Source organism: Leptothoe sp. PORK10 BA2 (assembly GCF_034932105.1).
In the GTDB taxonomy this organism is placed as follows: Bacteria; Cyanobacteriota; Cyanobacteriia; order Phormidesmidales; family Phormidesmidaceae; genus Leptothoe.
This window is the reverse complement of record NZ_JAYGIG010000003.1, coordinates 102,560-117,447: the sequence shown is the minus strand read 5'-3', so window position 1 is coordinate 117,447 and position 14,888 is coordinate 102,560. Positions and strand designations below refer to the sequence as shown.

The following is a 14,888-nucleotide window of genomic DNA, read 5'->3' as shown; positions in this document are numbered from 1 at the left end:
TTGAAAAATCGAACTTAAAGTTGAAATGAAATACCCGCCCCCAACACAAATCGAGGACCATCCCCTGCACCGGCAATGTCTCTCACCGCAGGCAACAGCACCAATGGTAAATCCCTAAACGGCGTAATGGATAGCCCTGCCGCCAGATCCTGGCCAGTCCATTCCACAATGGCACTCACCGGTTCCACCACCCGAACGGCCACGCTCCCAAAGACCCCCAAATCATCCCGATCATCAAAAATCGCATCTTCCGTCCGAAAACGGCCATTACCCACTCCAGCCGTCAAAGCAACACGGCTAAACGGCTCAGCAATATTTTCCCGGGTGCGAACTATATGGGAAACAGAACCATAAATGGAATCTTCAAAATCCACAAAACCAGTCGTAGCAAAACCTTCCCATCCAAGGGCCACCGACCAATCATCAGCCACCCGGCGATGAATTTTGGCATTAAAGCCCCCCGTACCAAATTCTCGGCTCCCCCCAAAACTAGCCGCCGTGTAGGAAAGTTGAACCCCTACGTTTTCACGGGCATCACCAAAACCAAAGCCAACCACTGCACCGCCATCATCTACATTGCCAAACCGAGTTCTTTCTTGATAACCAAGGCCGACAAACGCTGTAAAGTTGTCCACACCAAACCCAGAGGGATTAGAAATGGTAATGGCTGGAGAACTTTGGTAGGGCCTAGAAGCTGTCGCCCCAGGCTGCTCCAGTTCCCGTAGCAAGTCATCAATCTCCTCTTGACTAGGGGCATCCAGGTTCCGCAAGGTTGGCTCCAGGGGCAACTGAGCCGTGTTCTCAACAACAATCTCAGGCATAGACACTTCAGGCTCTGTATCTAGGGAGATAGTTTCAACAGCTGGAGCGTTAGGAACCATATCTGTCAGAACAGGTTCTACCACAGCGCTACCAGGCAAAATCACCCGGGCTGTTGGCAATGCCTCTGTTGGTATATTGCCGATCTCTGGGGCAGCGGATGGATGGCTCCTCATAACCGCCATCTCGCCAGATGAGATATGAGGGGAGGTCGAGGTCGCTTGAGAGGGTGCCGATGATTTATCTGCCCTATCTGATGTAGCAGCACTATTATCATCGGGCAATGGTTCACCGGCCTCGACTGCTTCGGGACTCGATTGGGGATTAACCCCAGGCGGCTGGATGTCATTCTCTAACTCAACGCTTTGACCTTGGGCAGCAACGGCAGCCCGATCATCAGCTCCTTGGGCAGCGCTCAGTTGTTCAGCAGCCAAGGCATCGACACCAGCAGATGGGTCAGGGTTAGTAGCGTTCAACTCATTGGCACTAACCTGTTCTAAATTTGCGGATGCAAATGCCGCGAGTAGAGCCATCCAACCAATGAGGACTCTATCAGAGGGCTTGATCACAGTTTTACTCCTCTAGCTAACTTTTTTAATGAGCGCCAAAATATAACAGTAGTTTCACTACTGGCACCTTAATCTAATAGCTCAATTGGGCTTAACTTTTATTACGCTTCCCAAATCAATACTCCGGACAGAATTAGGAGACTAGGAGGCCATAGTCACAGAGACTTTGATAGTTGGGATGCTTTTTAATCAAAGTCTCGTCTAAATCTAAGTTGTGAATAAAGCGCTCAAGCAGATGCTGATTGAGTTTACGGCGTTTGTAGGAGGCTATAGAAAAGACAAAAGATTCCCAGATATCTCGACGCTGATACTGCTCCCATTTAGCCATATTCAAGGCGGTCAACGAGGCATTGAAATGAAAGTCTAGCTTCTGAGCATCCCGTGCTTGGCAGTCGGTTAAACAGGTAAACTGCTTTGCATCCCTAAAAATAAATTTGATTTGGAACCTAGCGCGGTATGCCTCATAAAGTTGAATCGGATCTAGCTCGATATCGGTTGAGAACAGCAAGGTATAGCAGAGTCGCTCAGGATGCTTATGTGTAATAGATCAAACTTTATCTGACAGAAGGGGGTTATCTGACACTTAGAGATTTGTCAGATTGTGTTTGACTTTTTACACTCTTATCTCCGTGTTGATCTAATTGTTTTTCTTTCGCTAAATGCACACTATCGAGAAAGGTTTGTATGGGCGTCTTGTCGTAACAATATCGACCTGAATGGGGTCGTTCCCAATTGTAATAGTCCATCCATTCATCCACATCGTTTTGTAGCGCTTCAAGGCTTTGATACACCTTTTTACGAAACGCAATTTGATAAAACTCCTCTAAAATCGTGCGATGAAAGCGTTTACAAATACCATTGATTTGGGGGGATCTGGCTTTCGTTGGAATAGGGTCAATGTCTTCAATGGCTAGGTAGAGCTGATATTCTATGGTGTTCTACGTTGCAACAATATTCGGTGCCTCGGTCGGTCAAAATCCTCAGTAACGGGATGCTCTGTTCTTCATAGAACGGGAGCACTCGGTCATTGAGTGTATCAGCGGCAACCAGCGCATTCTTACGGTCATATAGCTTCACCCGAGCCACCCGAGCGTAGGTATCGATGAAGGTCTGCTGATAAATCCGTCTAATGCCTTGATGTGGCCCACATAGAAGGTGTCTTGAGCGCCGAGATAGCCCGGATGATGGGTTTCTATTTCCCCATGGGCGTCCTTTTGCTCCTTCGCTTTTTCGAGGGCTTTTACCTGTGCTTCGGTAAGGATCAGCTGGTCTTGAGCGGCTTTCGCTTCGAGTCCTTTGAGCCGTAGCTTAAACGTTTGAAGGTCTGACGTAGCCAAATAGAGCGAACACCCCCTGGAGAGACAAAGATGCCTTGTTTCTTCAGTTCATTTGAAACACGCACCTGGCCCCAGGCCGGTTGGTCTGTGGCAAATGCAACCACTGCCGCTTCAATCTCTGGGTCTACTCGGTTCTTGATGCAGAGCTTTTTGCGGTCAATATCGCGTAAAGCGGCTTCTCCACCTGTCTCGTAGAGTTCTTTATAGCGATAGAACGAATCTCGCGATGCGCGCCCATCACTTGGCAGGCCTTGGATACGTTGCCTAGGGTTTTGGCTAGATTTAAGATGCCTATACGAATCTTGACGATCTTGTCTTATGCATTCATTGTGACACTCCTGATTCAGTGTGAGTTTACAGGACATGTCAGATAAAGTCTTAACTATTACAGCTTATGATTGACCAAATACACAACCCGGAGCTTTCGTTTGAGGTTAACCGACCAGACCACGGCCCTATAAAGACTCGTATCATCTTCAACTTCACCCAGGGATTGCCAGCGACTCAGGTCACTCAAGTCAACCTTGCCATCATACTTTCGATGAGCGCCACGGGGCTTTTGGGGACCGTCATAGAGGTACTTTAAGTTGGCATCACAGCGCAGCTTGTCAATCACCTCCAACTTTAGAACAACGACCCCTTTGACCCACTTCAGCTTGCTGTAGAAACCATCCCCGACCAAATATCGTACCGCTGCTGGGAACGCTGCTCTCGTCGCTCGCAGATGATCCAGGTAGTCATCGACGCGGCTGCGTTCTGTGGCCTGTTGACTATCTGGCTCAAGCGCTGGGGATGGATGTCATAGCCTTCAGGTGGTTTGTTGTATTAACTAAACCTTAGGCCTGAATGGCTTTTTTGACTATTTCTCTCGCTTTTCTGTCCGGAGTATTGCCAAATGATATTAGGAAAATAGCAATAAGTCTAAATATTTTAATTAGTAGCAATCCTCAATTATTAATGATTCATCAGTAGCATAAGCGGGAAGGGAGTTTAAATCCCCTTCCCGCTTATGAAATCTGGATATCAGGCATTCACCCTAAACTATTCCGTACAGAATTTTCAGGATGAAAATTCAGGCTTACACCTTCTTCAGCCAGCTAAACATTGCCCGCAAGTCCTTACCAACTTCTTCGATCGGGTGCTCGGCTTCACGACGACGAATGGCATTAAAACCTGCATTTCCAGACTGACTTTCTAGCACAAATTCACGGGCAAACTGACCGGTTTGAATTTCCTTGAGGATCTGCTTCATTTCCTTTTTAGTGTCCTCAGTAATGATCCGTGGACCCCGAGTGTAGTCGCCGTACTCAGCGGTGTTGGAAATGCTATGGCGCATATTGGCCAAGCCCCCTTCCACCACCAAGTCAACAATTAGCTTCACTTCATGCAGGCACTCAAAGTAAGCTAGCTCTGGCTGATATCCAGCTTCGATGAGGGTTTCAAAACCGGCCTTAATTAGTTCGCTGAGGCCACCGCACAAAACTACCTGCTCACCAAAGAGGTCAGTTTCTGTCTCTTCCCGGAAAGTCGTTTCTAAAATACCGGCGCGGGTACCGCCGATGCCCTTGGCATAGGCCATGGCCATATCGCGAGCCTTACCCGAGGCATCTTGGTAAACGGCAAACAGGGCAGGCACCCCTTGACCTTGTTCGTAGGTGCGGCGAACTAAATGGCCGGGGCCCTTGGGGGCAATCATGACCACATCTACCTCTTCGGGGGGAACGATCTGGGCAAAGTTGATATTAAAACCGTGGGCAAAGGCTAGGACGTTGCCAGGGGATAGGTTAGGGGCAATGCTTTCTTTATAGACGGTCTTTTGCACCTCGTCGGGTAGCAAAATCATAATCATGTCCGCTGCCGCCGCTGCTTCTGCCACGGGTTTAACGGCTAGACCTTCTGCTTCTGCTTTGGCGGTAGAACGGCTGCCTTCGTAAAGACCCACAACGACGTTGACGCCGCTGTCCTTAAGGTTGAGGGCATGGGCATGTCCCTGGGAACCGTAACCTATAATGGCAACGGTTTTACCATTGAGTAAATCTAGATTCGCGTCGCTGTCGTAGTACATCTGGGCCATTATTCAGAGCTCTCCTTGATTTGCGGCTGTAGGTAGCCAAACTAAATGCCCGATCCAGCGTCGATTGCTTGTCAGGTTAGTCTAGTCATTTAAGGCTTTCAGACATATCCATTGCCCTAACTAACCTGACAAGTGTTATTCCATTTGGACCGGTGGTGCAGCCTTTCATCCTACCAAACCATCTACCGATGTAAGCATTCATACACATGAGTCTTTAGGGAAAGAAAAGACCATACCCCATCAGAAACTGGTTGCACCCCCTGTAACTTGGCCAAGGTTTAAACTTAAAAAAACGGATTGACTTCAAATTATCGAAGCCAACCCGTTTGAAAAGTTGATCAAAAATCTGTTGGGTGTTGGTCAAACCCTAGGCCATCAAACGACGACGCGCCACCATGCCACTGAGGGTAACGAGACCTAACAAAATACCGGGTTCAGGTGTCTGCGCTTTATCTGTACCTTCTTCAAAGTCAAAGGACTGCTTGCTAAAGCGTAAGGAGTAGTTATCGGTCTCAAAACCGCCGCCGCCAGCCTGGGTAATTTTAATGCGATTAAACAGCCCCTTTTCTTGGTTGGCATAGAAGTGGACGTAACCGTTGTACTCGTTATTGTGATGGGCAGCTTTGGTGGGTAGTTTAGAATTGCTGGAACTAAAGACATTGTTGTAGTCAAACAGACCTAGGCTAGTTTCAATACCCTGTTCATCAACTTGGAAAAACTCAAACTTGTTCTCGGGACTTAAGGCTCCCCAGTTCATTCCAAAGTAGTTGAGTTTATTAGTTAGATCAACAGTGACCGAATTACCCTGGAAAACGGCCAAATATTGAGAGGTATTTTTTTCGGCATTAGCACCTGTGGGTGCCCATTTGTCAATTTTGATGTTTGTCTTGTTGACACCTAAGGCTTGATCAAAGGTAAAAAGCACTGACTCATTCCCAAAAGTGTAGGTATTGTCTTTGCCAGCAACTGCTTGACGAAGACTGGAGTCATTGAAATCGATGTTGACAATACCCTCGTTGTAGTAGAAGTCAGAAAATGCCCCTAGGGAGCCATTGGTGTTATTGGCCAGGTTAATGCCCTTGGTTACCTTAGCCGTGATGCCATCAATGGTGAACTCACTATAAACAGGCAAGGATGCATCATTAAAATTGTTGGCTTGGGCCAGGGGGGCAAATGCTAGGGGAGCCGCAACAGTAATCGTTGCAGCCAGCAACGTCTGATAAATACGCTTCATGGTGGGAGGTCCTTCTTTGATACTGAGGTAATGGCTTGGATGGGATGTATCAGATGTACTTTCTGATACATGGCTTTACTCAGTGTCACAGATAGGGGCCTCACCTTCTAATGGTGAAGATACTTGAAAAATAGGCCTATCAGCCTTTGATATTTTTGTGAAGCTAATGCTAACTTTAACTATTTAATACTAATTTATACGTGAATATACTCAGAAGAAAAGTCCAAGGTTGTTGTCAACAACTTTGGACCTTTTTAACTCAACTCATTCCGTGGCATTAGCTTCGGTTTTGTTTCGGATTCCTATCTAGATATACGGGTTCATTGGCATAGCAAGTTGCCTCAACCGGGTACACAACGAAACGTTTTGCCAAAACTATACGATCGGAAAGCGCGAAAGGAGAAACTTCCGCCGCCGCCTTCCTATTCTGCTAAATGCTCATCCCGCCAACAGCTCGCAGCTCTATTGGAACCGCTAAACCTGGGGCATTTTTTCATGCCAGGGGGTGGCCTGCTCATAGGCGGAAGCCACTTCAAACAGGGTGTCTTCTCGGAGGGCATTGCCAATCAGCTGCATGCCAATGGGCAGTCCCGCCTGGTCAAACCCGCAGGGCAAGCTGATGCCGGGTAACCCTGCCAGGTTCACGGTGATGGTCATGAGGTCAGATAAATACATGCTGAGGGGGTCATCCACTTTGGCCCCTGCCTTAAAGGCGGTACTGGGTACCGTGGGTGTCATCAGCACATCCACATCCTTAAAAGCGGCTTCAAAATCTTGCTTGATTAGGGTGCGAACTTTTTGGGCCTGGAGATAATAGGCATCGTAGTATCCGGCGGAAAGGGCATAGGTACCAATCATGATGCGACGCTTGACCTCAGGGCCAAAGCCTTCGGCTCGGGTCTGCTTATACATGTCAAGCAGATTGTCTGTTTTGGCCCGCATGCCATAGCGCACACCGTCATAGCGGGCCAGATTGGAGGAGGCTTCGGAGGGGGCAATGATGTAGTAGGTGGGTAGCCCGTAGCGGAAATTGGGACAGGAAATTTCGACTATCTCGGCTCCTAGCTCTTGGAGTTGCTCAATGGCGGCGTCCATCGCCGTGGATACATCGCTGTCTAAGCCTTCGCCAAAGGTTTCTTTGACTAGGCCAATGCGTTTGCCCTTGAGGTCGGTTTTGAGATGTTGGGTGTAGTCAGGAATTTTGACTTTCAGACTGGTGGCGTCCTTGGCATCGTGGCCTGCGATCGCACCCAATAAAATTGCCGCATCCTCCACCGTGCGACTAAAGGGACCAATCTGATCCAGGGACGACGCAAACGCCACCAGGCCAAATCGGGACACCAGCCCATAGGTGGGCTTCATGCCCACAACACCACAGTAAGAAGCAGGCTGACGAATGGAGCCCCCCGTATCTGATCCTAGGGAAATAGGTGCCTGGTCCGCCGCCACAGCCGCCGCCGAACCGCCGGAGGAACCACCGGGGACACAACTGGTATCCCAAGGATTCGCCGTTAACTGATAGGCCGAGTTTTCGGTGGAGCTGCCCATGGCAAACTCATCCATGTTGGTCTTACCCAGAAAAATCGCTCCGGCATCTGCCAGACGCTGGGTCACCGTCGACTCATAGGGGGGAATAAACCCCGCCAAAATTTTTGAAGCGCAGGTGGTGCGGATGCCCTTAGTGCAGAGGTTATCCTTCAGGGCGATGGGAATGCCAGCGAGGGGGCCGAGGGGTGTGGATGCTGCGATCGCAGCATCCACCTGGGTAGCCTGGGCCAAAGCCTTATCCGCTGTCACCGTCAAGAAACTATGGAGTTTAGGCTCTAGTGCCTGCAATCGAGCTAAATAGTCTTGAGTAATTTCAACCGCAGTACGCTCTTTCTGGGTGAGCTGTTGCTGCAACTTGCGGATGACTGACATTCGGGCTCCTTCAGTATGCCTGGCAATTCCAAGCTAATAGTATAGGGGGGAATGGCAAGGATGATAACGGCAAGCCTAAGCCCATCTTTACAGGACCGCCAGAACACTCAATACCCTCTACGTATTAAATTTGCGGGTTGAGGGTTAATCCAAAATGAAAAATAGTTAAGCACCTGCCTGCTGCTCCCTAGCCACAGCCCATGGCATCCCCAAACAAATGTCAGTAGCCGTAAAAATGTTTTTTCGGAAATGTGTAGATGGGTACAATCTTCCCCATTATTTTTCTATTAAATCTTTAGTAAGTACCTAGTGTTTTGAGATAAGCGAGGCACCTTAGGTTATCCCTACACTAATGTGTGTACAGGTTACTAATTTTGGCTATCAGCCTATGGGCGTCTATGAGGGATAGTCACCCCCTAACCATATTCAACGGATTTGTTCAAAACACCAGTCAATGTCACTATCCTCCTCTAGTCCTGAATTTCTGACAGTCACTTACCCATTTTCCGTGATTTAATTTCCATAGCTACCCTTGGTTCATCAGCCCGTATGATCCGTTTTCGCTCCACTTCCAAACCGATCTGGCGTAAGACATGGCTACGTCTGCTCTTGCTGTCTGGCAGTACCATTGGCTTAGTTATATTCGCCACCCTTCGACTGCCCTCGGAGTGGGTGACCACCGTCAAAGGATTGGCAACATCAGCTGCCGCCGCTGTAGGCGGCATTAAAGAAAGTGAAGTTTTCAGTCAGGGTCCGACTAAAGAGGGGCCAGCTAAACCCGAAGAACAGCTCCGGCAGCTCAGCCCTGACGGTGTGATTGAGCCCTACATTGGGTTGACCCAGACTAGCTATGACCTCACCCAAAGCTTGCTACAAAAAGAGCAGGCTGCGATGAATTATCACACAGCCATTAATTTAGCCCAGCAAGCCTTATCACTACGTAGCCAGGGCAATAGCCTCGAACTCCGCCAGCAAGAAAAGGATCTGTGGCAAGATGTTGTCCGAACATTAGGTGCCATTCACTATGACTCACCGGAATACCCGCAAGCCCAAGCAAAACTAGAAGAGTATGGCGCCATCGCCATGGTGGTGAATAGCCGCATCAATCAGGAGAAATCGACCTTTTTGATGCCCATTGCGGCAAAACAGGCCAACCCCAATGATGTACGTATTTCCTTATGTCAATTGGGCACCGATGAATGTCGGTCGTTTAATGGCAATGTCCCCCCCGCCAGCGTGGCCAGTCTGGTGAAGCTGCCCCTGGCGATAGCCCTGATGCACCAGGTCACCAGTGGAAAAGCTAGTCTGGACGAGCAGATCTATATTGACCCTAGCAACTTTACCGAAAATGCTCAGGGGAGCAAGATCTTTGTCGATAAGACATACACCTTACGGGAGGTGATGGTGCGGATGATTACCGAAAGCAATAATATCGCCACCAACCAGCTGATCGACTACATGGGCTATGACGCGATCAACGCTGCCCTCAAAGCCGAAGGGTTTACGACTACGTCCGTGGGCCACAAGCTGGTGGGCAGTAGCACCTATCCCCAAAACATGGGTACAGGTCGAAACGTGAGCACCGCCGATGAACTCACCCAAATGATGATGCGCATTTACAGCTTTACCAAAGCAGGTGATGAGGAGATTCTCGATGCCCTAGTGGGTCAGTATGATCTGGATTTTGGTTATCAGGCTCTCGTAAAAGAAAAACCTGATATTTTTTGGATTGGCGAAAAAACCGGTCAGAACTCCTCAGTGATTGGTAGCACATTGGCGTTCAAGGTGGGTGAAGAACGCTACGCGATGACCGTTACCATTGATCAAAGTGGTGACCAAGGCAGACTGCGACAAATCATTCGTGATGTGGCCCTCCATATATTAGAGCATGGCCCCTTAGATCAGCAGACTTCAGCCCCTAAAGTCGCTCAGAGCCTCTAATGGCATCCCAAAACTGAGAAATTGAGCGCGTCGTCATTAGACTCAATATTTTTTAGCCCATACTTTTTTATCCACGTCTATGAGCCCATACATTGGGGTTCTGGCACTAAAATTTCAGGGTATTTTTGGTGGTCAAAACTAAACTGACTTAGGGGTTTGATGATCAGAAAATTATCCGCTTCTAGCACTTGTTCTGGCCTGCTTTTTGCAATGAACAGGCTTGGTCTTGATGCTTTTCACCCTAAGGAAGCTGACTAAAAGGCTGACTAAAAGCTAATTAATATCTTTGCAGGTTTCCTATCATTGGCTCAACTCATAACCCTGATAGGAACCGGCTGAGGGCGCTTCCATCTTGGACGTATTTTATAGCACAAGTCAAAAATAAATTGTGTCAACCTCTTGTCAAGGGTTAGATACACCCTCAAACTAAATAATGAATTAACAAACTGCGCTAGTGAGACGATCCTGTGAAAAGAGTTCTTTCGATTATTCTCGGCGGCGGTGCTGGTACTCGCCTCTACCCCTTAACTAAGTTTCGTGCCAAGCCCGCGGTTCCCCTAGCCGGTAAATATCGATTGATTGATATTCCCGTTAGTAACTGTATCAACTCGGAAATATTAAAAATCTACGTCCTCACGCAGTTTAATTCCGCCTCCCTCAACCGCCACATCACTCGGGCCTATAACTTTTCCACCTTTAGCGACGGTTTTGTCGAGGTGCTAGCAGCCCAGCAAACCCCTGAAAGTCCTAGCTGGTTTCAGGGTACTGCCGATGCTGTGCGTAAGTATCTATGGCTATTTGAAAGCTGGGATGTGGATGAAGTCATCATCCTCTCCGGTGATCACCTGTATCGTATGGATTACAGTCTCTTTGTAGAGCGTCACCGGAGTACCGGAGCCGATGTCACCCTGTCAGTGGTGCCCGTAGGTTCTAAGGTTGCATCTAGCTTTGGCCTAATGAAGATTGATGGTTCTGGTCGCATTGTTGACTTTCATGAAAAACCCAAGGGTGATGACCTTGAAGCGATGAAGGTGGACACCACCGCCTTGGGTCTGAGTCCTGAGCAGGCCCAGGAACAGCCCTTTATTGCCTCCATGGGCATCTACGTTTTCAAAAAGCAGGCCCTGATTGATTTACTCCGCCGCTCCCCCGAACAAACCGACTTCGGTAAGGAGATTATTCCTGGCGCTGCCCGGGAGTACAATATCCAGGCCTATCTGTTTGATGGGTATTGGGAAGATATTGGAACGATTGAAGCATTTTTCAATTCCAACCTGGCGCTCACCCAGCAACCCGATCCACCTTTTAGCTTCTACGACGAAGAAGCACCGATCTATACCAGGGCTCGCTATCTCCCCCCTAGTAAATTGCTCGACTGTAAGATAACCCAGTCGATTGTGGGCGATGGCTCTGTCCTCAAGCAGTGCAACATTACCCGCACGGTGATCGGGTTACGTCAACGAATTGGGTCTGGCTGTGAGATTGAGAATGCTCTGCTGATGGGGGCTGACTACTACGAGACCAATGATAATAACCAGCATCTTACTCGGGGTAAAGTGCCCGTGGGTATCGGTGAAGGTACCATTATTAAGCAGGCCATTGTGGATAAAAATGCTCGCATTGGCCGCAATGTGAAAATTGTCAACAAGGAAAACATTCAAGAGGCCGAACGGGAAGATCTTGGCTTCTATATCCGCAGCGGCATTGTTGTTGTACTGAAGAATGCGGTGATTCCTGACGGCATGATTATTTAAACCGTAGGGCGCAGCCCACCATTGACCAACATTCCTGCTAACAAAAGGGCTCCCGAGAAAGGAGCCCTTTTGCATCAATGTCGTTATTTAAGCTTGGGTTTATGCTGTTGGTATAGCTTTCTGGTGGGCACTGCCCACCCTACAAATGGATTTTCGCGAAAGTCTCAAAATGGCGGTTAAAACCCTAATGGCCAGCAAGCTTCGCAGCAGCCTGACGATGTTGGGCATCATCATTGGCAATGCGTCGGTCATTGCCATGGTGGGTCTGGGGGAAGGGGGGCAACGCTATATCAATCAGCAGCTCCAGAGTCTGGGGCCCAATATTTTGTTTATTGTGCCGGGAAACCGAGAGACGCGACGGTTGGGGGGCTTGGAAATTTCTCGCAACTTAGTGTTGGCAGATGCGGAGGCGATTGCCCAACAGGTGCCGTCGGTGATTGATGTGGCAGCTGAAAATACAACTCCAGGGCTGCTTTCCTTTCTCAACCGTAATGCCAATGCCAGTGTGATTGGCACCAACCCCGCCTTTATTACTGTCCGCAATTTCACCATAGAGCAGGGGCGGTTTATTTCTGATTTAGATCTGCAGCGAACGAGTGCCGTTGCTGTACTGGGAAATTCTCTAGCTGAACGTTTATTTGAGGATCAGGTGGCCCTGGGACAGTCGTTGCGCATTAATAATATTGCCTTTGAAGTGGTGGGGGTGCTAGAGCGACAAGGGTCGAACCTGGGGGTGAATTATGATGATGCGGTGATTATTCCCATCACCACCCAGGCGAGTCGGATTGTGGGTCGTACCTCCCCCTATGGCCTTGAGGTGAGTTTTATTTCGGCTACCGCTCGCAATGCTGACAGTATGCAAACGGCGGAATTTCAGATTACCAACCTGTTGCGGCTACGCCATGGGATTACCCGGGCCGAAGAGGATGATTTCTTTATTCAAAACCAGGATACGTTGCTGTCCATTGCCGATACGATTACGGGGGCATTGACCTTGATGCTGGCTGCGATCGCAAGTATCTCCCTACTCGTCGGCGGCATCGGCATCATGAATATCATGCTGGTATCCGTTCGGGAACGCACCCAGGAAATCGGGTTACGCAAAGCCATCGGCGCATCCCGGAACGATATCCTCACCCAGTTTCTGATCGAAGCGATCATTCTTTCCGCCGCCGGAGGTATCATCGGCACCATGGTGGGCGTTGGCGGTATCGGTCTGCTCAGCCTACTCACCCCCTTCGAATCCTCCGCCTCAGTCAGTGTAATTATTGTCGCCGTCGGCGTCTCCGGCAGCATTGGTCTATTTTTCGGCGTCATTCCCGCCCGCCAGGCCGCTAAACTAGACCCGATTGTGGCCCTGAGAAGCATTTAATTCAGTCCTCCATGCCTCCCCTAATCAACCTCCACCACATCGCCAAAATCTACGGCAGCGGCAACACCGAAGTCAAAGCCCTATGGGATGTCAGCCTGACCATTGACCAGGGAGATTATTGCGCCATTATGGGTCCGTCCGGTTCAGGCAAATCCACCGCCATGAACCTGATTGGCTGCTTAGATCGCCCCACCGAGGGACAATACTTTTTTGATGGTCAGGATGTGGCCCAGTTAGACGATGACACCCTGGCCGTCATTCGCAATCGCAAAATCGGGTTTGTGTTCCAACAGTTTCATCTGTTGCCCCAGCTCAGTGCCCTGGATAATGTCGCCCTGCCCATGGTGTACGGGGGGGTGCCCGCCGCCGAACGACGTGAGCGGGCCGTCACCGCTCTTCAGCGGGTGGGCTTGGGCAATAGACAGGCCAACAAGCCCAGCCAGCTCTCGGGGGGACAACAACAGCGGGTGGCCATTGCCCGGGCCATTGTCAATCGTCCCCTACTACTGCTGGCGGACGAACCGACCGGTGCCCTCGATACCACCACCACCGAAGAGGTGATGAAGATTTTTGCTGAACTCAACCAGGGGGGAATTACCGTTGTGATGGTGACCCATGAACCCGCGGTTGCCAGGTTAACCGAACGGGTGGTGTGGTTTCGGGATGGCGAAGTGATCCATGCCCACATGAGTCCCAACGATGTCAGCTACGGGGCCCTAGTAGAGTAGGCATTTTTGTGAATATGTCCTAACAAGAATAAGCAGAAACCGCGTCAGGAATAACACGGAAAATGGGTAGACGTTTGAGCACCAACGCCCTATATTAATTTAATATTCCTAAAGGTTTGATAAAGTACTTGCCTTTAATCCGGTTGAGGGATAGCAGTACCGTTCACTAGGCCATTTTCTACTCTAGGGGAGCACTTTCAATGAACCTAGGCCACCGCTATGGATTGCCCCTATTACTAGCTCTGACCCTTGGCACGGTCAAACCAGCCCTAGCCCAACAACGCTATGGCAGCGCCGAAGCGGCATTGGAACAGGGAGTGATCTATGTGCAGCAGAATCAGCTGGAGGCTGCGATCTCAGCCTTTAAAAGTGCCGTAGCCCTTGACCCTACCCTGGCTATTGCCCATTACAACCTTGGCCTTGCCTACCGTCAGCAGCAACAAATGCAGGAAGCTGCGGATGCCTTCTGGCAAGCAACCCAAGCCGACGGCGAATTTACCATGGCCTATGTAAACTTAGGAGCCGCGCTGTTGGATGGGGGTAACCTAGACCAGGCAGCTAGCTATTTGCAACGGGCCGTTGCCCTCGAGCCCCAATTGGGTATTGCCCATTACAACCTCGGCTTAGTCCAACGCCGCCAAGGAAATCTACCAGAGGCCCTAGCATCCCTTTTGACCGCCGTGGATTATAGCCCCCAGGCTCCAGAAATCCACTATCAAATTGGCCTGATTTATCTGCAGCAAAATCAACTAGACGGGGCAATGGCAGCCCTTGAAACAGCCATTGCCATCGATAACAACTATCCCGAGGCCCACTACAATCTGGGCATCACCCACTTTGGACGGGGGGAATCCGACCTGGCCCTAGGGCATTTTGACCGAGCTATTCAGCTTTACCCCACCTTTGGCCATGCCTACTATTCCAGAGGACTGGCCTTAGAATCCCTGGGTCGCGAAAACGAGGCCGAACAAGCATTACAGCAGGCACTCAATCTCTACATTAACCAGGGCCGTAACCAATGGGTCACCAATACCCAAGCCCAGTTAGACCGAATTCGCCAATAGAAATAGGTTTTACCTTTCTACATCAAGACAAAACATTCTGTTATCAGACGTCTCAGGCTAACAATTTCCATGAAAA

At 49.5% G+C, this 14,888-nt stretch carries 10 protein-coding genes and 2 pseudogenes; 5 read left to right on the top strand and 7 right to left on the bottom strand.

The window, feature by feature from the left end:
- Positions 1 to 14 precede the first annotated feature (14 nt).
- The 7 genes and pseudogenes from VB741_RS01960 to gatA form a co-directional block, all read right to left on the bottom strand.
- Positions 15 to 1,388, bottom strand: a complete 1,374-nt coding sequence (locus VB741_RS01960) for a hypothetical protein (RefSeq protein ID WP_323363456.1) — start codon at positions 1,386 to 1,388, stop codon at positions 15 to 17.
- A gap of 133 nt (positions 1,389 to 1,521) precedes the next feature.
- A pseudogene (locus VB741_RS01955) lies at positions 1,522 to 1,902 on the bottom strand (IS4 family transposase); the annotation flags it as partial.
- Positions 1,903 to 1,960: 58 nt separating this feature from the next.
- A pseudogene (locus tag VB741_RS01950) lies at positions 1,961 to 3,035 on the bottom strand (IS481 family transposase).
- A 75-nt stretch (positions 3,036 to 3,110) separates the two neighbouring features.
- Positions 3,111 to 3,407 carry a hypothetical protein gene (locus tag VB741_RS01945; protein WP_323363455.1) on the bottom strand — a complete coding sequence of 99 codons (297 nt, stop codon included), beginning with the start codon at positions 3,405 to 3,407 and terminating at the stop codon, positions 3,111 to 3,113.
- 396 nt (positions 3,408 to 3,803) lie between these two features.
- Complete coding sequence (ilvC, locus tag VB741_RS01940) at positions 3,804 to 4,799, bottom strand: ketol-acid reductoisomerase (RefSeq protein WP_323363454.1); 996 nt, start codon at positions 4,797 to 4,799, stop codon at positions 3,804 to 3,806.
- 367 nt (positions 4,800 to 5,166) lie between these two features.
- Positions 5,167 to 6,033 (bottom strand): Npun_F0296 family exosortase-dependent surface protein, encoded by an 867-nt coding sequence (locus VB741_RS01935; RefSeq protein ID WP_323363453.1) that lies wholly within the window; start codon positions 6,031 to 6,033, stop codon positions 5,167 to 5,169.
- A gap of 474 nt (positions 6,034 to 6,507) precedes the next feature.
- Entirely contained in the window at positions 6,508 to 7,953 is a 1,446-nt protein-coding gene (gatA, locus tag VB741_RS01930) for an Asp-tRNA(Asn)/Glu-tRNA(Gln) amidotransferase subunit GatA (RefSeq protein ID WP_323363452.1), read from the bottom strand.
- Between the two features lie 549 nt (positions 7,954 to 8,502).
- Between gatA and VB741_RS01925 the strand changes: the two genes are divergently transcribed.
- The 5 genes from VB741_RS01925 (at position 8,503) to VB741_RS01905 (ending at position 14,812) form a co-directional block, all read left to right on the top strand.
- Positions 8,503 to 9,894 (top strand): serine hydrolase, encoded by a 1,392-nt coding sequence (locus VB741_RS01925; RefSeq protein WP_323363451.1) that lies wholly within the window; start codon positions 8,503 to 8,505, stop codon positions 9,892 to 9,894.
- 467 nt (positions 9,895 to 10,361) lie between these two features.
- The gene (locus VB741_RS01920) at positions 10,362 to 11,648 is read left to right on the top strand and encodes a glucose-1-phosphate adenylyltransferase (protein ID WP_323363450.1); all 1,287 of its coding nucleotides are present in this window, start codon (positions 10,362 to 10,364) and stop codon (positions 11,646 to 11,648) included.
- A 145-nt stretch (positions 11,649 to 11,793) separates the two neighbouring features.
- Positions 11,794 to 13,020, top strand: coding sequence for an ABC transporter permease (locus VB741_RS01915; RefSeq protein WP_323363449.1), 1,227 nt, complete (start codon positions 11,794 to 11,796; stop codon positions 13,018 to 13,020).
- An 11-nt stretch (positions 13,021 to 13,031) separates the two neighbouring features.
- Positions 13,032 to 13,748 (top strand): ABC transporter ATP-binding protein, encoded by a 717-nt coding sequence (locus VB741_RS01910; RefSeq protein ID WP_323363448.1) that lies wholly within the window; start codon positions 13,032 to 13,034, stop codon positions 13,746 to 13,748.
- Positions 13,749 to 13,948: 200 nt separating this feature from the next.
- Positions 13,949 to 14,812: a tetratricopeptide repeat protein gene (locus VB741_RS01905; RefSeq protein ID WP_323363447.1), complete on the top strand. Its 864-nt coding sequence runs from the start codon at positions 13,949 to 13,951 to the stop codon at positions 14,810 to 14,812.
- Positions 14,813 to 14,888 lie beyond the last annotated feature (76 nt).

Excerpts from the sequence above, each read along its gene's own strand:
- ilvC (WP_323363454.1), bottom strand. The coding sequence starts at position 4,799 with ATGGCCCAGATGTACTACGACAGCGACGCGAATCTAGATTTACTCAAT.
- VB741_RS01935 (WP_323363453.1), bottom strand. The coding sequence starts at position 6,033 with ATGAAGCGTATTTATCAGACGTTGCTGGCTGCAACGATTACTGTTGCG.
- gatA (WP_323363452.1), bottom strand. The coding sequence starts at position 7,953 with ATGTCAGTCATCCGCAAGTTGCAGCAACAGCTCACCCAGAAAGAGCGT.
- VB741_RS01925 (WP_323363451.1), top strand. The coding sequence starts at position 8,503 with ATGATCCGTTTTCGCTCCACTTCCAAACCGATCTGGCGTAAGACATGG.
- VB741_RS01915 (WP_323363449.1), top strand. The coding sequence starts at position 11,794 with ATGGATTTTCGCGAAAGTCTCAAAATGGCGGTTAAAACCCTAATGGCC.
- VB741_RS01910 (WP_323363448.1), top strand. The coding sequence starts at position 13,032 with ATGCCTCCCCTAATCAACCTCCACCACATCGCCAAAATCTACGGCAGC.
- VB741_RS01905 (WP_323363447.1), top strand. The coding sequence starts at position 13,949 with ATGAACCTAGGCCACCGCTATGGATTGCCCCTATTACTAGCTCTGACC.